The sequence below is a fragment of the Glutamicibacter sp. Je.9.36 genome (assembly GCF_051129975.1).
GTDB lineage: Bacteria > Actinomycetota > Actinomycetes > Actinomycetales > Micrococcaceae > Glutamicibacter.
Genome location: NZ_JBCPSN010000001.1, coordinates 291,367 through 311,825 on the forward strand (window position 1 = coordinate 291,367; position 20,459 = coordinate 311,825).

Below are 20,459 nucleotides of genomic sequence, written 5' to 3' on the forward strand. Positions count from 1 at the left end.
CATCAGCCGGAACGGAGCGAAGCACGCATGACAAGCACGAAGCAGCCATTGGTTGTCCTCCTGCATGGAGTCGGATTGGACCGGACCATGTGGAAGCCGCTGCGCGAGCAGCTGGCGCACCAATCAGTGGCCCTGGACCTGCCTGGGCACGGGTTACGCCCGCCCCTGCGCAGCGAGCAGAATCTGGCGAGCTTGGCCGCCGATGTGCTCGAACGCCTTGAAACTCGCGAGCCTGTGCATCTTGTGGGATTCTCGCTCGGTGCCTTGGTTGCCCAGTACCTTGCGCGCTTCGCTCCCGGGCGCGTGCTGACCTTGTCTGCGGTGAACTCCGTATGCCGGCGCACCGCCGAAGAGTCGACCGCGGTGGAAGAGCGCCTGGCTACCGCCGGCACGAACTTCTCCCAGGGAGTGGACCGCGCCATCGAACGCTGGTTCCCGGCCGCGGCCACCACGGTGGACGCGCAGCTCATCGAGGCTACGCGCCAAACTATGGCGGGCAACGATCTCGAATCCTATCTGCACGCCTACGCGGTTTTCGCCCGCGGTGACCAGGAGATTGCCGGCGAACTCGATGCGATCAAGCAGCCGACACTGGCCATCACCGGCGAGCTGGATCCCGGATCGACCCCGGAAATGTCCCGCCGGCTGGTTGCCGCTGTGCCGCAGGGGCGGCTGCGCATCATCCCCGGAGCACGGCATATGCTTCCGGTCGAGAATCCGCTGGCCTTGGCCGCGGAATTGAACAGTTTTTTCAGCGATAACGAAGGGAAACAGGCATGAGCGAGCGTTACATGCATTTCATCAACGGAGAGCACATCGCTCCCAGCGAAGACCGTTTCTTCACCAGCTCCAACCCGGCAACCCTCGAAGATCTTTACGAGGCCGCGCGCGGCAATGCTGAAGATGTGGACCGTGCTGTCAAAGCCGCCCATAAGGCATTCTCCGCGCCCTCGTGGAGCGCCCTGAGCGCCACCGCCCGTGGACATCTGCTGCGCCGCCTAGGCGATCTAATCGGTGAGAATGCCGAGAAGTTGGCCCGCTACGAATCCTTGGACAACGGCAAGCTGCTGCGCGAAATGCGGGGCCAGCTGGCCACCCTGCCGGAGTACCTCTACTACTATGCCGGGCTGGCCGACAAAGTGCAGGGTTCCCAGATCCCAAGCATGAATCCGGCGATTCTAAACTACACCCAGCGCGAAGCGCTCGGCGTGGTCGGGGCTATCACCCCGTGGAACTCGCCTCTGACTTTGACCACTTCGAAGATCGCCCCTGCGCTGGCTGCCGGGAACACTGTGGTGATCAAGCCCAGCGAATACACCTCGCGCACGGTGCTGCTGCTGGCTGAGCTGGCTGAGCAGGCCGGATTCCCTCCGGGCGTCATCAACGTGGTCACCGGGTTCGGGGCCGAGGCCGGCGCGGCGCTAGTCAGCCACCCACTGCTGGCCAAGATCTCCTTCACTGGTTCTACGGCCACCGGCTCGAAGATCGCCGCCGAGGCGGCCGGCCGCTTCATCGGCTGCACCTTGGAGCTGGGTGGCAAGAGCCCGAACATCGTCTTCGACGACGCCAACGTCGCCAACGCGGCTATGGGCGTGGTGGCCGGCATCTACGCCGCGGCCGGCCAGACCTGCATTGCCGGCAGCCGGGTCTTCGCCCACAAGTCTGTCTACGACGAGCTGCTGGAACGGGTTACCGAACGTGCCAAGTCCATTGTCATCGGAGACCCGCTCTTGGATGCCACCGAGCTAGGCCCGCTGGCGTTCGCCGACCAATTGGAAAAGGTCGCTTCCTATGTGAAGATCGGCGCAGACGAGGGCGCCAAAGTACTGGCCGGCGGCACCCGCCCCGAAGGCCTGGACCTGCCGGGCTACTATTTCTCCCCCACTGTGCTCACCGACGTCAATAACGACATGCGCGTGGTCCGCGAGGAGATCTTCGGCCCGGTGGCTGCGATCATGCCCTTCGAGCACGAAGACGAGCTGCTGTCCATGGCCAATGACACCGAGTACGGGCTGGCCGCCGGCGTGTGGACGCAGAACCTTGCCCGCGCCCATCGCATGGCCCGGAGGCTGGAGGCCGGCACGATCTGGGTGAACACCTACCGCGCGATGTCCCCGATGTCCCCTCGCCAAGGCTTCAAGAACTCGGGCGTCGGCATCGAGCACGGCCTCGAATCCATGAACGAATACACCCGCCTCAAGAGCGTATGGATCAACACGGACGAGTCCCCCGTCGCAGATCCGTTTGTGATGCGCGGCTAAGGAAAGGGAGCCCCATGCCACTGATCGATGTATCCATTGCCAAGGGCCGCAGTTCCCAGCAGCTGCGCGCCCTGATCGACGCCTTGCACCGGGCCGCCGAAGAAACCGTTGATGCGGCCCCCGAAAACATCACGGTCATCGTGCGCGAAGTCGATCATGAGCATTGGTCCCGGACCAATCAAACCATCGCCGAACGCAACAGCACCCAGGCAACTGCCTAAGGGCAGCAGAGCAACGAAAGAAGGACAGATATGCGCTTTTCACTGTTCATCCACATGGAACGCTATGACGACTCGATCAGCCACGCACAGCATTTCGAGAACCTCGTCGAACTGACTCAAATGGCCGAAGCCGGTGGCTTCTCCACAGTCTGGATCGGCGAACACCACTCGATGGAATACACCGTCTCCCCGAACCCGATCCCGCAGCTTGCTTACCTCGCGGCTCGGACCTCCACGATCCGGCTCGGAGCCGGCACCATCATCGCACCATTCTGGAACCCGATCCGAGCAGCCGGCGAACTCGCGCTGCTCGATGTCATCAGCAATGGCCGTGCCGAATTAGGCGTGGCACGCGGTGCCTACCAATTCGAATTCGATCGCATGACCGATGGCATGAAGGCCACCGACGGCGGTGCCTCCATGCAGGAGCTCATCCCCGCAGTCAAGAAGCTGTGGGAGGGAGATTACGCCCACGACGGTGAAGTCTGGCAGTTCCCGACGTCCACCTCGGTGCCCAAGCCAACACAAAAGCAGATCCCTGTCTGGGTTGCCGCCCGCAGCCCCGAGTCGCACGAGTATGCTGTGGCCAACGGGTGCCATGTCATGGTGACTCCGCTGATGAAGGGCGACGAAGAAGTCGAATCATTAGTCCAGAAGTACGAAGCCGCCATCGCTGCCCACCCGGAGGTGAAACAGCGCCCTGACATCATGGTGCTTCGCCACACTTATCTGCACTCCGCCAACGAGCCAGAGGCCTGGCGCCCTGCTGCCGAAGGCATCAACAAGTTCTACCGCACCTTCGATGCGGTCTTCGGCAACAAGGTGGAGCCGGTCAACGGATTCATCGATCCCAGCCCGGAGGAGAAGTTCTCTGAACGCGAGGAGTTCACGCCTGAGTCCCTGCACCGCACCGCAATGATCGGCACGCCGGACGTGGTTGTTGAGCGCCTGCGCCGCTACGAAGATCTGGGCGTCAGCGAATACAGCTTCTGGAGCGACAACGCCCTGAGCCACGAGGAAAAGAAACGCTCGCTGAAGTTGTTCATTGACGAAGTTGTGCCGAATTTCGTGAAGTAGGCTGCGAAGGACCAGCCCGAACCGAGGCCGCCGTGCATCCGATTTTTCGGTGCCGGCGGCCTTTGCCGTCAGGCTTCAGATTCCTGTTTGCGCGACGGAGCGATGATCGCGAACTCTGCGCCGGTGACGTCGCTGAGCACGGCCATGCGGCCAAAGTAGGAATCATGGGGCTCATGGATGATCGTGCCGCCGAGCTTCTCGGCGAGCGCCACGGTCTGTTCGGCATCCGCCACCGCGAAGTAGGCGCGCCAACCGGCCTTGGAATCCGGATAGCTGGAGATATCGAAGATTCCGGCCACCGCCTCGGAACCTTGGCCGTAGGTGTGGTAGCGGAATTCGTCCGTGTCCGAGACCGGGGACAGGCACCAGCCCAGTGCTACACGGTAGAAGCGGGCCACCGCCTCGAAGTGCCTGGTGTGCAGCTCGTTCCAGATGCGGGTGCCCGGTGCACGGCTGGCGGTTGTGTCTGCTGATTGGAATGCCTGGAAGAGTCCAACGCCGGTTCCCGCTGGGTCCCCGATGATGGCCATGGTTCCCTGGCCGGGAATGTCGATGGGCTTTAGGTAGACCTTGCCGCCGTGCATCTTGGTGGCATAGGCGGCGGCGTGCACATCGGTCACATTCAGGTAGGTGGTCCAGGCATCTTGCACCTCGGAATCCGGGTCATTGGCAATGAAGCCGGTGACCATTTCCCCGTTGAGGTAGACCTCGGCATATCCCTCGTCGCGGGTTTCCTCGTCATGGCGGACTTCCCAACCGAAAAGCTGCCCGTAGAACTGCGTGGAGCCCTCCATGTCGCTGGTGAGCAAATCGACCCAGCACGGCTCGGCTCGAGGATCCTTTGGTGCCGGCATCGCTTCCCCATTCCACAATTCATCCAGCTCGTTTGGGCTGAGTCTATGTCCTTTTTATCCAGATCAGCAACGGAAATTTTCCATCGGTCAGGATATTGCGAAACTCAATACCTCGCACTGAACCGCAGTTCCAATATGGTTTAATGTGACACGGCACACAATGCAGTGCTGGGCAACCCGAGGAGTTCACCATGAGCGTTTCCACATCCAATCTCACTGTTTCAGTGGCGGCCATCCTCGCAGAAGGGGCTGCCCGCTACGGCGAGCTGAACGCCATCACCGTCGATGGCCGCAGCACCACCTATGAGCAGCTGTGGGAGCAGGCCCGGCAATACGCCGGAGCTCTGCAAGCCCAAGGCATCGAGGCGGGCGACCGGGTGGCCTTGCTCATTCCCAACGTCACGGACTTCGCCCGCGCCTACTACGCGGTTCTGGCCCTGGGCGCCGTAGCGGTACCGGTCCACGCGCTGCTCAAGGCGCGCGAGATCTCCTACATCCTGGAGGATTCCGAAGCCAAGCTGATGATCTGCGCCGCACCCCTGCTCGCAGAAGGAGCAGCGGGGGCCGCCGCTTCCGGGGTGCCGGTGCTCAGCGTGCTGGCTCCGGAGGAATCGGGCGCCATCCGGTTGGAAGACCTGGCCCGGCACGCCGCGCCGATTGGCACCTACCTGCCGCGCCGCCCCGAAGACCTGGCCACGATCCTGTACACCTCGGGCACCACCGGCAAGCCCAAGGGTGCGCTGGGCACGCATCTGGCGTTGATCGAGCAGACCCACACCACATTGCTGAACACCATGGAATTGCGCCGCGGCGACAAGCTCTTCGGCGGGTTGCCGCTGTTCCACACCTTCGGCCAGACCTGCGTGCTCAATACCGGGCTGCGGGTGGGGGCCGAGGTCATGCTGTTGCCCAAATTCACCGCCGAAGGGGCCCTGGAACTGGTGTTGGAGGCTGGCATCGACGTCTTCTTCGGGGTGCCCACGATGTATGTGGCTCTGCTCGAAGCGGGCAAGCAGCGCGAAGGGATGCCGGAAAAACTGCGCTACGCCATTTCCGGAGGAGCCTCGCTTCCGGTATCCATCCTCACCGCCTTCGAGCAGCGCTTCGGCGCGCGGATCCACGAGGGCTACGGGCTGACCGAGACCTCGCCGGTGGCTTGCTTCAACCATGTGGGCGTCGACCCGCGGCCCGGGACCGTGGGCACCCCGGTCTGGGGCGTGGATGTGGAAATCGCCGATCCTGCCTGCCCCGATGAAATCCGGCTGCTGCCGCGCGGGGAGCTGGGCGAGCTGGTAGTGCGCGGGCACAACTTGTTCTCCGGCTACCTGAACCGGCCTGAGGCCACGGCCGAAGCGGTGGTTGATGGCTGGTTCCGCACCGGGGATCTGGGGACCAAGGACGAGGATGGCTACCTGCGCATCCTGGACCGGACCAAGGACATGATCCTGCGCAACGGCTACAACGTGTACCCGCGCGAAATCGAAGAGGTACTGGTTTCCCATCCGGAGATTTCCAATGCCGCCGTGTACGGGGTGCCGCACGAAACCCACGGACAGGAGATTGCCGCATCGGTGACCTTGGAGGCCGGCTCCACGCTGGGCGCGCAGGAGCTGGTGGCGTGGGCCAGCAAGCAGATGGCCGCGTACAAGTATCCGCGGCTGATCGAGATCGTCCAGGAATTCCCGCTGGGTCCCAGCGGGAAGATCCTCAAGCGCGAACTGGTTGCGCAGTTCACTGCCGAGCAGGACTAGCGAACACTACTGGGGCAGTCCACCGTAATCCGGTGTGCGGCGCGAGCAGAACGCGGATCTGCCTTCGGCCAGGTCCGCGTTCGCCCCGTTCTCTTCCCACATCGCTTCCCACCAGCCCTCGGTGGCTTCTCCCTGGCGCACCAAGTTGATGGCCTCATTGGTGCGCGCAATGGAATATGGCGAGTTCGCGGACAGCTTGCCCAGCAGTGCGGCCAGCTCTTCTTCGAGCTGCCCATGGGCAATCACGCGGGTGAACATGCCCCAGCGTTCCGCCTCGGCAATGGAAATCTCCGCGCCGGAAAACAGCAGGTACTTGGCCCGGTGCTCCCCCACGGTACGCACCAGCCGTTCGATGCCCGGCCGCGGGAAAACCAGCCCGATTCTTGCTGGGGTGATCGCGAGTCGCACGTTATCCGAGGCCAACTGGATATCGCAGGCCGAGGCCAGCTGCCAGGCCCCGCCAAAGCAATGGCCTTCCACCACCGCGATGGTGGTTTTCGGGCAGCCCACGATGATCTTGTCGAGCAGGTCGAAATGGTTGATCAGCTCCCCGTCGGCGTCCCGGTCGAAGAGCACCTGGTCCATCTCGTCGATGGCAATTCCAGCGCAGAAGTTCCCTTCCGCGCCGCGAACCACAATGGAACTGACCTCGTCGTCGGTCGAAAGGCCGGCAAAGGCGCCCACCAGCTGCAGGCACATGTCCTTGGTGAGCGCGTTGAGTTGGCCCGGGTTATCCAGCAGCACCACGGCAGTGGACCCGGCTATTTCTACGCTGACCCGTGCTTCATTGTCCTTGCCCATCAGGTTCCTCCCAGTCGCGTGCAAGCCGCAGAAGTTTTAGAGGCAATAGCAATGCCCCCACTTCGCAATCTATCGCGAAATGGGGGCAAGCTGTTGTCCAGGCTGGAAATTATTACTTCCCGGTTCGTTGTACGCGAATTGGAGCTAGGTGGCTGGATACGACCCAGGGCCCGGTACGCTAATACCGGGCCCTGGGCCCTTCCCTTCCGGGCTTAATTTCGCCGCAAGGTAAGAATTCGTTGCAAGACCACGAAGATCAGCAGCAATCCGCCGATCACGATCTTGGTCCACCAGGAACTCAAGGTTCCCTCGAAGGTGATGATGGTTTGGATCAGTCCGAGCACCATCACGCCAACCACCGAGCCGAGAATGAAGCCCATGCCGCCGACAAGCAGGGTTCCACCGATAACCACTGCGGCGATCGCGTCGAGCTCCATGCCCACACCGGTCAGCGCATAGCCCGAGCGCGAGAACATGGCGAAGAGGATTCCGCCCAGCGCCGCACAGGTGCCGGAGATGACGTAGACAACCACCTTGGTGCGTGCCACACGCAATCCCATCAGGGTGGCTGATTGCTCGCCGCCGCCCACCGCGTAAACGGTGCGGCCGAAACGGGTGCGGTGCAGCACCCACCAGGACCCGGCAATCACCAGCACGGCGATGACCACGGCCGCGGTCAACCGCCAGCGCCCCGCAGAAACACCCCAGCTCGACAGGGCGACAAAACCCTCATCGCGGATCGGCACGGATTCCGGGGCGAAGATGAAGCACAGGCCGCGGGCCAAGAACATGCCGGCCAAGGTAGCCACGAAGGGCTGCACCTCGAAGTACTGGATCATCACTCCCATGCCCAGGCCGATGATCGACCCGCTGAGAATCGCGATAGGCAGCACCAGGGACAACGGGATCCCGGCATTGAGCATGGTTGCGGTGATGACCGAGGACAGGGCCAGCACCGCACCGACCGACAGGTCGATGCCGCCGGTGAGAATCACGAACGTCATTCCTGCTGCCAGCACGATCAAGTGGGCATTGTTGATGAACAGGTTGGATAGTACAGCGGGCGAAAGGAAATTCTCGTAGCGCACTCCGCCGATGACGAGCATCAGCCCGAAGACGACCACAGTGCCCAGAACCGGCAGGTAGCGCCGGTCCACATTCAATTTGGATATGGACTTGCGCGGAACACTGAGGATGCTCATGCTCCCACCTCCTGGTAGCGGCGGCGTTCGCGCAAGGAACCGAGCATGGCGCGCAGCCGGGTTGACATCATCAAGGTCACGGCAATGACCACGATGGCTTTGAATAGCGAAGTGACCAGCGGTGAAACGCCCAGAACGGTCACAGCCAGGCTCAGGGTGGTAATGATCAGCACGCCAATCATGGTGCCCGCGAGGTTGAACTTGCCGCCGGCCAGGGACGTGCCGCCGATAACCACGGCGAGAATGGCATCCAGCTCTATGAACAGTCCCGCATTGTTGGCATCAGCGGCCATGGTGTTGCCGGCGAAGATCAGTCCGGCCAGGCCCGATAGCAGGCCGCACAACACATAGACGGTGAATACCAGAGTTCTTGATTTCACCCCTGAAAGCCGGCTGGCTTCCGGGTTGATGCCTACCGCTTCGAGCAGCATGCCCAGCGCAGTACGCCGTACCACGAGGGCCACCACCGCAAACACGCCGTAAGCGATGATCGCGGCCACCGGCAGGCCCAGCACATAGCCCGAGGCCAGTTTGCTGAAAGGTGCGCTATTGACCGTGGTGATCTGGCCGTTGGTAATCAGCATGGCCACACCGCGGCCGGCAGTCATCAGGATCAGCGTGGCGACGATCGGCTGGATGCCGAAGTTCGCCACCAGCACGCCGTTGAATGCGCCGAGGATCAGGCACAGCCCCAAGGCCACGATGACGGCGCCGACGGCTGTACCTGCGGATCCCGGATTGGCCGAGCTGGCGATGAATGTCAGCGCCACGGCTCCGGAGATCGCGACGGTGGCACCCACCGACAGGTCGATGCCGCGGGTGGCGATCACCAGAGTCATGCCCACGGCAACCAGCAGCAGCGGCGAGCTATTGCGCAGGATGTCTATGGGGGCACCGAACAGGTGCCCGTCCAGCACGCTGATGCCCAGGATGTCCGGGCGCTTGATGGTGCAGGCTAGCAGCAGCGCGAGCAGCGCAATCGCTGGCCAAAACAGGCGATGCTTGTAAATACGGGTCATTTGTTTTCTTCCCCGGTGGCGATGATTTCGATCAGGCGTGGCACATCCACATCTGGAGTGCTTGGAATTTCGGCAACCTTGGCGTGATCGCGCATCACAACGATGCGATCCGAGAGGCGCAGGACTTCTTCTAGCTCAGCGGAGATGAAGACCACCGACATGCCCTGTTCAGCTAGTTCGGAGACCAGGTTCATGATTTCGGTCTTCGCGCCGATGTCGATTCCGCGGGTGGGCTCATCGAGGAGCAACAGCTTCGGAGCGGTGGCGAGCCAGCGGGCCAGCAGAACTTTCTGCTGATTCCCGCCCGAGAGGTTCTTGAGCAGGGCGTTCGGATTGGCCGGACGGACGCCCAGTGCCTTGATATAGGCGTCCACGATTTGGGTGGCTTTGGTCTTGGGCAGCGGGCGGATCCATCCGCGCGCTGCCTGCAGGCCGAGGATGATGTTCTCGGCCACGGTCAGCTCCCCCACAACCCCTTCACCCTTGCGGTCTTCGGATGTGTAGGCGATTTTGCGGCCCAGGGCCTGCCGGGGAGTTCGCAGCTTCACCGGTTTCCCGCCCAGCTTGATCACCCCGTCATCTGCCTTGTCCGCTCCGTAAAGCAGGCGCGCGAGTTCGGTACGGCCTGAGCCCAGCAGGCCGGCCAAGCCGATGACTTCCCCGGGATAGAGGTCCAGATCGAAAGGCTGCACCGCTCCCTTGCGCCCGAGTCCCACTGCCTGCAGCAACGGTTCGGCGTCGGCCGCGCGTTCGGTTGCGGCGGTGCGTTCATTGGCGCCGCCCACTTGGGCATCGGAGGTGCCAGCGATCATCAGCGAGACCAGTTCACGTTGCGGCAGCTGGTCCTTCTCTCGTTCTTCCACCAATTGCCCGTTGCGCAGCACGGTAATGCGGTCGGCAATGGCGTAGATCTGGTCCAGGAAGTGCGACACGAAGAGGATCGCCACACCATCATCACGCAACTTCCGCATGACTTCGAAGAGCTGGGCCACCTCGTCGGTATCCAGGCTCGAGGTCGGTTCATCGAGAATCAGCACCTTGGCGTCGACCACCATGGCGCGGCTGATGGCCACCAGCTGCTGGACGGCCAATGAATGGGACCCCAGCGAGCTGGCCGGGTCTATCTTCAGCCCCATCCGTTCCAGATAGGTTTTGGCCTGGCGCCGCATGGTTCGCCAGTCAAGACCACCGAAACGGCGAGGCTCGCTGCCGAGCATGATGTTTTCGGCCACGGTGAGATTGGTGCAGAGATTCACCTCTTGGTACACCGTAGAGATGCCGCGTTCGCGGGCATCGGCGGGGCCTGTGAAGCGGGTGTCGTTGCCGTTAACCGTGATGGTTCCGGAAGCGATCGGATTCACTCCAGTCAGAGCCTTGATCAGGGTAGACTTTCCAGCGCCGTTCTCCCCCATCAGGGCGTGGACTTCACCGGGAAAAAGCCGGAAGCCAACGTTGTCCAATGCTTTGACCCCGGGGAACTCCACGGATATTCCAGCCATTTGAACGATGGGCTTCGTTGTAGGGGAATGCTGCACGGTGATTTCCTCAGTCCGTGACATGGGTGTTGAATCAATCATTAACTTGCCTCTGCGAGTTGCTTGTCCTGCCACCTGGTGGTGAACCGGCGGGCCAGCTTTTGGCCCGCCGGTTCGTGCTCTTGCCTGCGTTTCTAGTAGGTGCGATCGGCCAGGACCTCGGCCGCTTCATCCTGGGTGAAGGCGGCGTCTTCAACGACGATGCGCTTCTCCACAGATTCGCCGGCTACAACCTTCTTGGCGATTTCTGCCAAATCCTCGCCCAGCAGCGGGTTGCATTCGACGATGTAGTTGATCTTGCCGTCAACCAATGCCTGCATGCCGTCCTTGACCGCGTCAATGGTGACAATCTTGATGTCCTCGCCTGGCTTCTTGCCTGCTGCCTCGATGGCTTCAATGGCGCCCAAGCCCATGTCATCGTTATGGGCGAAGACCAGATCGATATCGTCATGGGAGTTCAAGAAACCTTCCATGACCTGCTTGCCGCCTGCACGGGTGAAGTCACCGGTCTGCGAGTCGATAATCTCGATGTCCGTGCCCTCAATGGCCTTTCCGAAGCCTTCCTTGCGGTCGATGGCCGGTGCCGAGCCGGTAGTTCCCTGCAGTTCGACAACCTTCAGGTCCTTGTCCAGATTCTCTACAACCCAATCCCCGGCCCGCTGTCCTTCTTCAATGAAGTCGGAGCCGATGAACGAGGCAAAGAGCGTGTCATCGGTGGTGTCAACGGCGCGGTCCGTGAGGATCACCGGGATATTGGCGCTCTTGGCTTCTTGCAGCACAGCATCCCAGCCCGTTTCTACCACTGGGGAAAACGCCAGGACGTCAACGCCCTGCGCGATGTACGAGCGCAGAGCCTGGATCTGGTTCTCCTGCTTCTGCTGGGCATCAGAGAAGCTGAGCTTGAAGCCGTTTTCTTCGGTCAGGGTGTCTTGGATGTCCTTGGTATTCGCCGCGCGCCACCCGGACTCGGCGCCAACCTGCGAGAAACCGATGGTAATGGTCTCAGAACCGGATCCTCCGCCTTCGCTGCCACTGGAATCCGAGCCGGCGCATGCGCTCATGGCTGCCATAGCTGCGATGCTGAGCGTTGCCAAGCCAGTGCGCAAAAAGGTCTGTCGTTTCATCGTGAGTTCCTCCTCGTAGGTCCCCGCCGGATAATGGTGGAGTGAATGGTCTCCGGCACCAGAAAAATGTGTCGATGGTCACAATGTTAGCGCTAACAATTTAGGGTGTGAAGAGCCTTCCGGCTTTTGATTTCTTTTTCCATTGCCAACGGGCGACGGTTTTCAATCTAAATCGATATCCGACTAGGTAAAAAGGAATCAATGAGAGAAGGGAAATTATCCGGATTTAATCAATTGTTTGTTCGTCAGCTCGGCATTCGGAACAAATATCCCTGAATTCTTGTCCTGCTTGACGGTGCGCCTCATGTAAGGATGCAGTGTGCGAAACTGGGCATGTGGATGCACAAATTATTTACACGATCATCGCCGGGCTGCTGCTAGTTGTATCGGCATTGGGCACCATCTTCCCGGTGCTGCCCGGCTCGTTGCTGACGATCGGCACGCTCTTGGGCTGGGGCTGGCTGCTGGGTTCCGGCGCTTCCTGGTGGGCGGCCGGCCTGGGTATGGCGATCGCACTGCTGGGCTGGTCCGCCTCTGCGATCCTGACCGGCAAGAAACTCAAGGAACATCAAATCCCCAAGGGTTCCATTCTCTTTGCGGTCGTGGGTGCCATCGCCGGTGCTTTCCTCATTCCCGTGATCGGCATGTTCGTCGGTTTCGCAGTGGGCCTATTCGCCGGTGAAAGCGTGCGCCGGCGCGAAGTCTCCGGCGCGCTCGGCTCATCCTGGGCTGCGTTGAAGGCCATGGGCCTGGGCATCGTCGTGGAATTCGGCTGCGTGCTGCTGGCCTCCTCCATTTGGGTTATCGGCCTGATTACCCACTTCGTAACGCGCTAGATCCAGCCCATCTCGCGGGCGTAGCGCGCGGCCTCGATGCGGTTGGCAGTGCTGGTTTTGCCGATCGCATTGGACAGGTGGTTGCGCACGGTTCCCACCGACAGGTGCACCGCCGAGGCAATCTGCGATACCGGCGAGCCGGAGGCGGCCAGTGAAAGGATCTCGCGCTCACGCCCGGTCAGCGGGTTGCTGCGACTCTCCACGCTGAGCATGGCACGCTGCGGATCCACTACCTTGTCCCCGCAATAGACCCTGCGGATGGCGGCAATCAGCTCGGCCGGCGGAGAATCCTTGACCAGGAAGCCGTGCGCTCCGGCTTCGAAGGCCTGGCGGAAATATCCGGGACGGTCAAAGGTGGTCAGGATCAGCACCTTCACCTCGGCGTGGCTGGCCTTGAGTTCTGCTGCGGTGCGCAGCCCGTCGTGCCGTGGCATCTGCACATCCAGCAACGCGATGTCGGCAGGGTGCGCGTCCAGTGCGGCGGCGACCTCGTCACCATCGGCGCATTGCGCAACGACGTGGATGTCTTCTTCGAGGTTCAGCAAGGCTGCCAGCGCGCCCCGGACCAGGTGCTGGTCATCGGCGATGAGTATCCGGATCACGCTGCACTCCCCTCTGCCTCGAAGGCCACTTGCACGCTGGTTCCGCCCAGCCGCGATGCCCCTACTGTACAACTGGCACCGAATTGCTTGGCGCGTTCCTGCATTCCCCGGATGCCGTGGCCTGGCGTGCTGGCTTGCAGGCCATCCCCGTCGTCATCGACGCTGACTTTTCCGGGTTCCAGATGCAGCACGATGGTGCTGGCGTGCGCGTGGCGCAGCACATTGGTGACCGCTTCGCGCAGGATCCATGCCACATGCGAACGCAGCTGCATCGGGACTTGCTCGGCGGTTCCTGCCACCGTGAATTCGAGGTTGTTGTCGTCGCACGCCTGCTGCAGCTCGGCCAGCTCCCCGGCCAGGTCCTGGCGGCTGAGCCCCTGCACCGTCGTGCGCACGGAGTCCAGCGCGTCCACGGCCAGGGCGCTGAGTTGTTCCAGTTCTCCGCGGGCCTGGGCGTACTGTTCCTGGTCCATCAGGCGCAGGGCCAGCTGCGCCTTCAAATTCAATGCGGTCAGCGAATGCCCGATGCCATCATGCACGTCCCTGGCCACGCGCTCCTGCTCGGCGACCAGCAGGTAGTCGCTGCGGATCTTTTCTGCTGCGGCCGAGCGCCGAATAGCGGCCACGGTAATCGCGTACACCACCATCAGCACGAGGTTCAGGCCGATCAGGAAGATCGCGTCCATGAACTGCCCGAAGATGATGGGCAGCGCGAAACTGAGCACCAGCACCGCGGCATAGGCCGCGATGGCCCATTTCCTGTTCAGCAAGAAGATCGCGAAGGAGGTGATGAAGGGGAAGAGCCCCATGGCGGTCAACCCGATGACCGGAATGCCCAGGGCGATAATCGCGCAGAGGACCAGGAAGTTCGCATGCGCCCGGCGAGCGCTGGTTCCGCCCTGCCCGATCTTCTGGGAGAACCTGGCGTAGGACTGCAGGTAAACGGCGGCGAAGAGGGCGATCAGCGCCAAGCCGATGATCCGGGTGGGCAGCGCGTAGTCTTCGATAACCAGGTCCAGCACCGGGAAGACCAGGAAAATCACCCAGACGCCGGCGACCAGCCAACCTCGGCGATCCCAGAATTTCTGGTCCTCGTCGATCTCGCAGAGCGGATCGTCCGCTGGCGCGGTGCTGGGCAGGTTGCGGCTCACTGGCGTGCCTTGGCCTTCCTGGTGGCGAGTACCGCGAAGAGAACGAAGATGAGTGCCCATGCCACTAGGTTAGCGGTTGGGATCCACAACGCGTCCGGGGCCATTTCTACTCCGGCGGGCATGTCCTTGAGCAACGGGTAGCGGGCCAGGGCTACGTAGCCGTACATCGGGGTGAAGCGGGCCGCGTCGAGCATGCCTCCTTCCAGGGGCATGAAGACATTGCCGAAGAAGGCGAAGAACACCATCAGGCCTGAGGCCAGGCCCAGGGCCGATTCGGATTTGAACACCATGCCCACCCCGATGCCGTAGCAGGCGAAGACCATGGCGCCGAGCAGGATGATCAGGTAGCTCGCTCCCCAGATCCAGCCTTCTTGCACTTCGGCTCCAGTCGCGGCGCCCAGGGCGAAGACTACTGCTGCCGAGGCACCGGCTACGGTGGCCGCGACGATCATCTTGCTGCTGACGAACATGGCCGGCGGCATTTTGGTCAAGGCTATTTGCCTGCCCCATCCCTGCATGGTTTCGGTGGCCACGGTCCCGGCGATTGCCACAGTGCTGACCGCCGCCCCGTAGGCTGCCATGGAAATCATCAGATAGAACTTCACGTTGCCTGCGCCCAGCTCGAACTCGGTGTAGCTGGGGATGTTGCCGAACAGGATGTACATGGCGGCGGGCAGCAGCAGGGCGAAGATCAGGTTGTACCCATCGCGGAAGTGCCGTGCGAATTCCACGCGGATGTAGGTGCTCATCATGATGCGTCCTTGGTCAGCTGGATGAAGGCCTCTTCCAGGCTCGGCGAGGAAATTTCCAGGTCGTAGCCCTGGTAGTCGGCGAGCAGGGCGGCCGCGAAGCGGTCCGAATCGACGCTGTGGAAAGCGAAGCGCAATCCGTTGCGTTCGGCTACCTGCACCGAATTATCAAAAGCTCCGGCTCGTTCGGCATGCTCCGCCGAGGGGAAGGAAGCGCTGACGGTGCGTCCGGAGATGAGCTTGCGCAGCTCTTCGGTGGCGCCGTCGGCGACAATGCGGCCTTGGCTCATCAGCACGGTGCGTTCTGCGAAGTTCTGGGCTTCTTCCAGATAGTGCGTGGCGAAAATGACGGTGCGCCCTTCGGTAGCTTCTTCTCGCATCGTGGCCCAGAAATCCCGGCGGGCCATCACGTCCATTCCGGCAGTTGGCTCATCGAGGATCAGTACATCCGGGTCGGGCAGCAGAGCCAAAGCGAACTTGATGCGCTGCTGCTCGCCGCCAGAGCATTTGCCCACGCGCCGCTTGGCGATTTTATCCAGCCCCGTGCGTTCCATGACCGGCCCAATGCGATCTGCTTGCTCATGCATGTGGGCGATGACTGACACTGTCTCCTTGACGGTCATATCGCGCAGCAACCCACCGGTTTGCAAGACGGCAGAGACCCTTCCAGCGGAGATGGCTTGGCGCGGATCCAAGCCGAGGATTTCCACCGACCCTCCTGTGGGTTGGGTCAGGCCCAGGATCATGTCCACGGTTGTCGTCTTGCCAGCTCCGTTGGGTCCTAGGAAGGCCACGATCTGTCCGGTCTGGATCTGCAGGTCAATGCCCTTGACTGCTTCAACTTTGCTGCGCGGCGTTGAGAAGGTCTTCTTCAAGCCGCTGAGCGAAACTGCATTCGTTCTAATCAGCGTTTCCATGCTTCTTAGTCTTCCCCCTTTGCCGGGTGTGCAGAAGAGCAGAAAGTCATGCGTTGCCCATGACCGTTGTCATGGACCGAATCCAGGTGGCTCGATGCAACCTCGCCGACTTTTACGTCGAATCCCGCTGTGAGCTTGGCAACTTGCCGCTTCCCAATGCTCCCTCGGCTCTCGTTGCTGGCCCCGTGAAAAGCCATGATCACTACGGGTCAACGAACAACTTGGAGATTTTCGCCCTTGTGGCCGGGTTGTCCCCCATCAGAGATTACGGATGGCACTCTGGGAAACTCACAGCGTACTCACGTAGGATTTTTGCTGTGCTAGATCATTCTTCGTTTCTTTCCCTTGTGACCGATTATGCGGCTCCAACCATGGGCGCGGCTTTCCTGCCCGACTGGTTGAACCCAGTCGTCTTCCTGAACAACCCCGCGCTTGGCCCATGGGTCTTGCTGCTGGTTTGCGCCATTGTCTTCGCCGAGACCGGCTTGCTGGTGGGCTTCTTCCTGCCAGGCGACTCGATGCTCTTCACCGTTGGCATGCTCATTGCCACCGGCACCATCCAAATTCCGTTGTGGCTCTTCGCCGCCGCGATCTTTGTCTGCGCCTTCGCAGGTGACCAGACCGGCTACATCATTGGCAAGAAATCCGGACCTGCCATCTTCAAGAAACCGGATTCCCGCTTCTTCTCGCAGAAGAACGTTGAGCGGGCCCACGAGTTCTTCGAGAAGTTCGGCGGCCGCGCGGTGATCCTGGCACGCTTCGTTCCAGTGGTCCGCACCTTCGTCCCGGTAATCGCTGGCGTAGCGAGGATGAACCACAAGACCTTCATCCTCTACAACCTGATCGGTGCCGCCCTGTGGGGTATCGGCGTCACATTGCTGGGTTATTGGCTGGGCCAATTCACCTGGATCGAAGAGAACATCGACCTGATCTTCATCCTGATCGTCCTCATCTCGGTGATCCCTATTGGTGTTGAACTGCTCAAGGCCCGCAAGCCGAAGAGCAAGACCCCCGAAAACTGATCTTCAAGCACTTCGGCGGCGGAACTGACCGCCGCCCCACTGTACGCCGCGGCGCATCAACCAATGTTCACATGGTTGGATTGTGCCGCGGCGTACTCCTTTGCAGACAAGATTTTCGTCATTGTCCACGGCTTGAATCGCTTCACGCGTGATCGGGCGGATGGCATTGGCCAGCACTTCGCAGTCGCAGAATCCGCCCAGCAGCTGCATTTTCCGGTCAATCGCGGTAGCTCGCGGAGCGCTCGCATCGCGATAAGACAAGAGGAAGAGATGGGTCCCGTCGCATCCTTGCGCGCAGACCGCACGATACAAATAGCACGCAAGGCATTCATGTTCGACAGGTTCGAGTACTGCAGGCATTGGTGGCTCCTTGAAACAGTGGATGGCAGTAACGAAGCGTTACTGCCATCCACTGTCCATTTTGAAGCGCCGCGCGCAGCGCATTGCTCACCTAATGTGGAAAACTAGCTTCCTGCCAAGCTCTGCCGTAGGAAAGCCGCAACGCGTTCCAGGGCTTCTGCCACACGCTCATATCCGGCCGCGAAGGACAAGCGGATAAACAGGTGGACTTCGAACGGATCAAAGTCGCCGCCAGGGGTCAGCGCAACATGCGCATGCTCCAAAACCGCTTGGCAGTACTTGCCCGCAGAACCGAAATGCTCCAAGACTTCGGGGGCCAACCGGCCGTAGAGGTAGAAAGCCCCATCGGCGGGAGCTGCCTCGCTGATGCCCAAGCTGCTGAAGTGCTCCAACACGTGGGCTCGGGTGCGGGCGAACTCGTCCACGCGCTCATTGGCTTCATCGAGGCTCCGCTGTTCAAAGGCAGCTACCACCGCGCGCTGTGCTGGCGCTGGAGCGCACAAGGCGAGGTTCGAAGCCAGTGCGTCCACCGTTGGCACTAGCTCATCGGGCACGATCATCCAGCCCAGGCGCCAGCCGGTCATCCCCCAGTATTTGGAGAAGGAGGAGACAACGATGGACGAGCGGGAGAACTCCCACGAGGTATGTGCCTTGCGGTCTGGGACGAATTCAATGCCGTGATAGATTTCATCGCTAATCAGCCGCACATCATTTGCTTCGCACCAGGTGGCCAAGTCCGAGAGCTCGCCTGCGCTGAACATGGTTCCGGTGGGATTATTCGGCGACGCAACAACCAGCCCATCGAGGCGTCCATGCTCCTTCTTGGCCGCCTCAAGCAGCTGCACGGTGGGCTGGTAACGCTGCGCTGCACCGGTGGGCAGGTCGACAACTTCCAGCCCCAGGGCACCCAGAATATTGGCGTAGGCCGGGTAGCCGGGACGGGCCAGCGCCACCACGTCTCCAGCATCGAAGGCTGCCAAGAACGAAAGCTGGAATGCACCGGAGGAACCTGTGGTCATCACGAAGTTCTTTGCGGGGATCTGTAAGCCATAGGTATCGAGGTAGTGCTTCGATAAGGCCTGTCGGGTTTCGAGCAGTCCCGCAGTTGAGGTGTACCCGAAGTCGGCATGCTCGGCATGCAGCTTCGCGGCCAGGTCATTCACGGCCGCTGGAGCACCGCCGCCAGGTTCTCCCACGCACAACGAGATCACGTCGTGGCCGGAGGTCCGCATCGTGGCGACCTGATCAACAATTTGCATCACTTCAAAGGGAGCTACCTTGGAACGCTGGGAGGCTTGCACTGTTTGTCCTTCTTTTCGCAGGCGTGGAAAACCGAAGCGCCCTCGCTTTGATCTTCTCAGCTATCTGCTTCAAGGCTATCGGCTCCAGCTTGGTATTAGTGCGCGAGACAGCCGGTGAGCAGGCTCACCGACCCAGTTCACCCTTCGTTTGCCTCATATCCACCCTTGGGGCACGCGCCCCGGGCATCCTCAAGGTACCCGCCTTTTGCAGGCGACACCTCGCACAGGAGAACGCACTATGAACAACAAGCCCCTCTCGGCCGCACTTGCCGCCGCTGTATTGATCCCGTTGGTCTTGGCGCCGGCAGCCAGCGCCGCTGCTCTGCCAGGAACCGCTGCTTCCGCGCTTCCAGCGGTAACGGCCTAGTCCCCAGAACCGGGTTTCCGCGTACTGCCCTACCTCCAAGCTCCTGCTGCCACGTCGATGACCATCAACTGGATCAGCGAAACCGATGAGCCGGGCACGATAAGCCTCTCGGGACCGGGACTGGGAAAGTCCGGGAAGCAGAGCAGCGCACCACAGTACCTGGATCTCATGGAATACACCCGGGCCGAACTTGATCAGCAGATCGAGGGCTTGGAACAGGGCTCGTGGTTGAAGTCGAATTCGAACTACAAGCACTCGGTGACCTTCCAGGGCCTGCTGCCCGGAAAGTCCTACAACTACACCGTGACCCAATCAGGAGAAACCCACAGCGCGGCTTTCAAAACAGCTCCCAAGGGCGGGGCGTGGAAAAACGTGCGCATCATTGCGTTCTCAGATTCTGAAACCGAACCACGCGGACGCACCGAACACCGCGAGTGGGAGCTCTCCCCGGTCAACGTCTACACCGCAGATTCCATCCAGCGTCCGGGCGCGGGGTCCAAATGGGACCAGCAGTTCGGCATGACCACCCGCAACGGCGAACCGACCCTGCGCTACCCGCTGGACCAGTCCACCGCATTCAACGAGAACCTCAAGCACATCGAAGCTGCCGATCCGGACCTGGTCATGATGGCAGGCGATCTCACCCAGGGTTCGGGATACCAGCCGGCGTGGGATGAGTTCTTCGGCCATGTGGCCGGCGAGCATTCGGACTTGGCCTCCAGCGTTCCGCTGCTTCCAGCTTTGGGCAATTGGGAAACCTATGCGGCGCTGAACGGCGGCTACGGCACGGAAACCGACCTTGACCCCGGTTCACATTTTCCCCCAGCAGGATTCGGAATACCAGTTGGAAAAGACCGAGCGACGCGCCTATGACGACGTCGTGAGCTTCGCGGTAGGCAAGGATGGCGTGCCGCTGGCGAAGTAGTGCCCACGGCAGCGACGACTTGTCGCCACGGCTGCACGTAGTGGAGTATTGAAGCAGACGGCAAGACGCTGGTCAGAGCATCGTAGAGAGTAAGGCAGCAGATGAGTGAGCAACGCGTTTTCAAGGCAGTAGTCGGCAAGGAAGGCGGCTGGTGGAACATCTGGATTCCGGAATTGGACCATGTGACGTCCACCCGGAAATCACGCAAGATCGCCCTTTACACCCGCTCACTGATCGCTGCGGTTCTGGGGATTGACGAGTCTTCCTTCCGCGTGGAACGAGAAGTGGTCAGCGCCGAAGAATTCGAACGCCGCTACACCGAAGCCGTGCGCAAAGCCAACGCCTGAGTTGGTATTGGCCGCCGTTTCCCCTACGCGGGCAAAC

The 20,459-nt window shown here is 61.4% G+C and carries 22 protein-coding genes; 10 read left to right on the plus strand and 12 right to left on the minus strand.

All coding sequences use genetic code 11. The annotated features are described in order from the left end of the window. The first annotated feature begins 27 nt into the window (after positions 1-27). From AAZQ98_RS01315 to AAZQ98_RS01330, 4 genes are read left to right on the plus strand one after another with little or no spacing between them, the layout of a single operon-like run. Positions 28-780: an alpha/beta fold hydrolase gene (locus AAZQ98_RS01315; protein WP_133834117.1), complete on the plus strand. Its 753-nt coding sequence runs from the start codon at positions 28-30 to the stop codon at positions 778-780. Next, positions 777-2,261 carry an aldehyde dehydrogenase gene (locus AAZQ98_RS01320; RefSeq protein ID WP_133834118.1) on the plus strand — a complete coding sequence of 495 codons (1,485 nt, stop codon included), beginning with the start codon at positions 777-779 and terminating at the stop codon, positions 2,259-2,261. The genes AAZQ98_RS01315 and AAZQ98_RS01320 overlap by 4 nt, the downstream gene beginning before the upstream one ends. A 14-nt stretch (positions 2,262-2,275) precedes the next feature. Continuing rightward, positions 2,276-2,482 carry a tautomerase family protein gene (locus AAZQ98_RS01325; protein WP_286172207.1) on the plus strand — a complete coding sequence of 69 codons (207 nt, stop codon included), beginning with the start codon at positions 2,276-2,278 and terminating at the stop codon, positions 2,480-2,482. A gap of 30 nt (positions 2,483-2,512) precedes the next feature. Further along, the gene (locus AAZQ98_RS01330; RefSeq protein WP_133834120.1) at positions 2,513-3,559 is read left to right on the plus strand and encodes an LLM class flavin-dependent oxidoreductase; all 1,047 of its coding nucleotides are present in this window, start codon (positions 2,513-2,515) and stop codon (positions 3,557-3,559) included. Positions 3,560-3,627: 68 nt separating this feature from the next. Here the strand turns inward: AAZQ98_RS01330 and AAZQ98_RS01335 are convergent, their stop codons facing one another. Next, on the minus strand, positions 3,628-4,413 hold the full coding sequence (locus AAZQ98_RS01335; protein WP_133834121.1) for a VOC family protein: 786 nt from the start codon (positions 4,411-4,413) through the stop codon (positions 3,628-3,630). Positions 4,414-4,604: 191 nt separating this feature from the next. On the opposite strand from AAZQ98_RS01335, the gene AAZQ98_RS01340 reads away from it, so the two are divergent. Then, positions 4,605-6,164 (plus strand): long-chain-fatty-acid--CoA ligase, encoded by a 1,560-nt coding sequence (locus AAZQ98_RS01340; protein ID WP_434689260.1) that lies wholly within the window; start codon positions 4,605-4,607, stop codon positions 6,162-6,164. A 6-nt stretch (positions 6,165-6,170) separates the two neighbouring features. Here the strand turns inward: AAZQ98_RS01340 and AAZQ98_RS01345 are convergent, their stop codons facing one another. The 5 genes from AAZQ98_RS01345 to AAZQ98_RS01365 all read right to left on the minus strand — a co-directional run bounded on the left by AAZQ98_RS01345 (position 6,171) and on the right by AAZQ98_RS01365 (position 11,845). After that, positions 6,171-6,965 carry an enoyl-CoA hydratase/isomerase family protein gene (locus tag AAZQ98_RS01345; protein ID WP_388023419.1) on the minus strand — a complete coding sequence of 265 codons (795 nt, stop codon included), beginning with the start codon at positions 6,963-6,965 and terminating at the stop codon, positions 6,171-6,173. 212 nt (positions 6,966-7,177) lie between these two features. After that, on the minus strand, positions 7,178-8,167 hold the full coding sequence (gene yjfF / locus AAZQ98_RS01350; RefSeq protein ID WP_332727657.1) for a galactofuranose ABC transporter, permease protein YjfF: 990 nt from the start codon (positions 8,165-8,167) through the stop codon (positions 7,178-7,180). Continuing rightward, on the minus strand, positions 8,164-9,186 hold the full coding sequence (locus AAZQ98_RS01355; protein ID WP_105656173.1) for an ABC transporter permease: 1,023 nt from the start codon (positions 9,184-9,186) through the stop codon (positions 8,164-8,166). The genes yjfF and AAZQ98_RS01355 overlap by 4 nt, the downstream gene beginning before the upstream one ends. Then, positions 9,183-10,745 (minus strand): sugar ABC transporter ATP-binding protein, encoded by a 1,563-nt coding sequence (locus tag AAZQ98_RS01360; RefSeq protein ID WP_332731235.1) that lies wholly within the window; start codon positions 10,743-10,745, stop codon positions 9,183-9,185. The genes AAZQ98_RS01355 and AAZQ98_RS01360 overlap by 4 nt, the downstream gene beginning before the upstream one ends. Before the next feature lie 110 nt (positions 10,746-10,855). Continuing rightward, positions 10,856-11,845 carry an ABC transporter substrate-binding protein gene (locus tag AAZQ98_RS01365; protein WP_105656171.1) on the minus strand — a complete coding sequence of 330 codons (990 nt, stop codon included), beginning with the start codon at positions 11,843-11,845 and terminating at the stop codon, positions 10,856-10,858. 335 nt (positions 11,846-12,180) lie between these two features. On the opposite strand from AAZQ98_RS01365, the gene AAZQ98_RS01370 reads away from it, so the two are divergent. Further along, positions 12,181-12,681, plus strand: coding sequence for a DUF456 domain-containing protein (locus tag AAZQ98_RS01370; RefSeq protein WP_208294262.1), 501 nt, complete (start codon positions 12,181-12,183; stop codon positions 12,679-12,681). Here AAZQ98_RS01370 and AAZQ98_RS01375 read toward each other — a convergent pair. Genes AAZQ98_RS01375 through AAZQ98_RS01390 form a run of 4 tightly spaced genes read right to left on the minus strand, consistent with a single transcriptional unit; the run spans position 12,678 to position 16,100 of the window. Then, entirely contained in the window at positions 12,678-13,283 is a 606-nt protein-coding gene (locus tag AAZQ98_RS01375; RefSeq protein ID WP_105656169.1) for a response regulator transcription factor, read from the minus strand. The two genes, AAZQ98_RS01370 and AAZQ98_RS01375, sit on opposite strands and share 4 nt — an antisense overlap. Then, positions 13,280-14,434, minus strand: a complete 1,155-nt coding sequence (locus AAZQ98_RS01380) for a sensor histidine kinase (protein ID WP_388023429.1) — start codon at positions 14,432-14,434, stop codon at positions 13,280-13,282. The genes AAZQ98_RS01375 and AAZQ98_RS01380 overlap by 4 nt, the downstream gene beginning before the upstream one ends. Further along, positions 14,431-15,183: an ABC transporter permease gene (locus AAZQ98_RS01385; protein WP_286134633.1), complete on the minus strand. Its 753-nt coding sequence runs from the start codon at positions 15,181-15,183 to the stop codon at positions 14,431-14,433. The genes AAZQ98_RS01380 and AAZQ98_RS01385 overlap by 4 nt, the downstream gene beginning before the upstream one ends. Further along, entirely contained in the window at positions 15,183-16,100 is a 918-nt protein-coding gene (locus AAZQ98_RS01390) for an ABC transporter ATP-binding protein (RefSeq protein WP_105656166.1), read from the minus strand. The genes AAZQ98_RS01385 and AAZQ98_RS01390 overlap by 1 nt, the downstream gene beginning before the upstream one ends. A gap of 347 nt (positions 16,101-16,447) precedes the next feature. Here AAZQ98_RS01390 and AAZQ98_RS01395 point away from each other — a divergent pair, with 347 nt between their 5' ends. Then, positions 16,448-17,122: a DedA family protein gene (locus AAZQ98_RS01395; protein WP_388023432.1), complete on the plus strand. Its 675-nt coding sequence runs from the start codon at positions 16,448-16,450 to the stop codon at positions 17,120-17,122. A 3-nt stretch (positions 17,123-17,125) separates the two neighbouring features. Here AAZQ98_RS01395 and AAZQ98_RS01400 read toward each other — a convergent pair whose 3' ends face one another. Together AAZQ98_RS01400 and AAZQ98_RS01405 are read right to left on the minus strand one after the other, a co-directional pair. Then, positions 17,126-17,482: a DUF2695 domain-containing protein gene (locus AAZQ98_RS01400; protein ID WP_105656164.1), complete on the minus strand. Its 357-nt coding sequence runs from the start codon at positions 17,480-17,482 to the stop codon at positions 17,126-17,128. A gap of 104 nt (positions 17,483-17,586) precedes the next feature. Then, on the minus strand, positions 17,587-18,783 hold the full coding sequence (locus AAZQ98_RS01405) for a pyridoxal phosphate-dependent aminotransferase (RefSeq protein WP_434689266.1): 1,197 nt from the start codon (positions 18,781-18,783) through the stop codon (positions 17,587-17,589). A 238-nt stretch (positions 18,784-19,021) separates the two neighbouring features. Here AAZQ98_RS01405 and AAZQ98_RS01410 point away from each other — a divergent pair, with 238 nt between their 5' ends. The 3 genes from AAZQ98_RS01410 (at position 19,022) to AAZQ98_RS01420 (ending at position 20,422) form a co-directional block, all read left to right on the plus strand. Continuing rightward, positions 19,022-19,150 (plus strand): hypothetical protein, encoded by a 129-nt coding sequence (locus AAZQ98_RS01410; RefSeq protein ID WP_286134044.1) that lies wholly within the window; start codon positions 19,022-19,024, stop codon positions 19,148-19,150. A 24-nt stretch (positions 19,151-19,174) separates the two neighbouring features. Further along, positions 19,175-20,023 carry a fibronectin type III domain-containing protein gene (locus tag AAZQ98_RS01415; protein ID WP_434690090.1) on the plus strand — a complete coding sequence of 283 codons (849 nt, stop codon included), beginning with the start codon at positions 19,175-19,177 and terminating at the stop codon, positions 20,021-20,023. 153 nt (positions 20,024-20,176) lie between these two features. Continuing rightward, positions 20,177-20,422 (plus strand): hypothetical protein, encoded by a 246-nt coding sequence (locus AAZQ98_RS01420; RefSeq protein WP_434689267.1) that lies wholly within the window; start codon positions 20,177-20,179, stop codon positions 20,420-20,422. The last annotated feature ends 37 nt before the right edge of the window (positions 20,423-20,459 follow it).

Bases quoted from the DNA above. Each gene is read 5' to 3' on its own strand.
- AAZQ98_RS01315 (WP_133834117.1), top strand. From the start codon at position 28: ATGACAAGCACGAAGCAGCCATTGGTTGTCCTCCTGCATGGAGTCGGA.
- AAZQ98_RS01320 (WP_133834118.1), top strand. From the start codon at position 777: ATGAGCGAGCGTTACATGCATTTCATCAACGGAGAGCACATCGCTCCC.
- AAZQ98_RS01325 (WP_286172207.1), top strand. From the start codon at position 2,276: ATGCCACTGATCGATGTATCCATTGCCAAGGGCCGCAGTTCCCAGCAG.
- AAZQ98_RS01330 (WP_133834120.1), top strand. From the start codon at position 2,513: ATGCGCTTTTCACTGTTCATCCACATGGAACGCTATGACGACTCGATC.
- AAZQ98_RS01335 (WP_133834121.1), bottom strand. From the start codon at position 4,413: ATGCCGGCACCAAAGGATCCTCGAGCCGAGCCGTGCTGGGTCGATTTG.
- AAZQ98_RS01340 (WP_434689260.1), top strand. From the start codon at position 4,605: ATGAGCGTTTCCACATCCAATCTCACTGTTTCAGTGGCGGCCATCCTC.
- AAZQ98_RS01345 (WP_388023419.1), bottom strand. From the start codon at position 6,965: ATGGGCAAGGACAATGAAGCACGGGTCAGCGTAGAAATAGCCGGGTCC.
- yjfF (WP_332727657.1), bottom strand. From the start codon at position 8,167: ATGAGCATCCTCAGTGTTCCGCGCAAGTCCATATCCAAATTGAATGTG.
- AAZQ98_RS01355 (WP_105656173.1), bottom strand. From the start codon at position 9,186: ATGACCCGTATTTACAAGCATCGCCTGTTTTGGCCAGCGATTGCGCTG.
- AAZQ98_RS01360 (WP_332731235.1), bottom strand. From the start codon at position 10,745: ATGTCACGGACTGAGGAAATCACCGTGCAGCATTCCCCTACAACGAAG.
- AAZQ98_RS01365 (WP_105656171.1), bottom strand. From the start codon at position 11,845: ATGAAACGACAGACCTTTTTGCGCACTGGCTTGGCAACGCTCAGCATC.
- AAZQ98_RS01385 (WP_286134633.1), bottom strand. From the start codon at position 15,183: ATGAGCACCTACATCCGCGTGGAATTCGCACGGCACTTCCGCGATGGG.
- AAZQ98_RS01390 (WP_105656166.1), bottom strand. From the start codon at position 16,100: ATGGAAACGCTGATTAGAACGAATGCAGTTTCGCTCAGCGGCTTGAAG.
- AAZQ98_RS01400 (WP_105656164.1), bottom strand. From the start codon at position 17,482: ATGCCTGCAGTACTCGAACCTGTCGAACATGAATGCCTTGCGTGCTAT.
- AAZQ98_RS01410 (WP_286134044.1), top strand. From the start codon at position 19,022: ATGAACAACAAGCCCCTCTCGGCCGCACTTGCCGCCGCTGTATTGATC.
- AAZQ98_RS01420 (WP_434689267.1), top strand. From the start codon at position 20,177: ATGAGTGAGCAACGCGTTTTCAAGGCAGTAGTCGGCAAGGAAGGCGGC.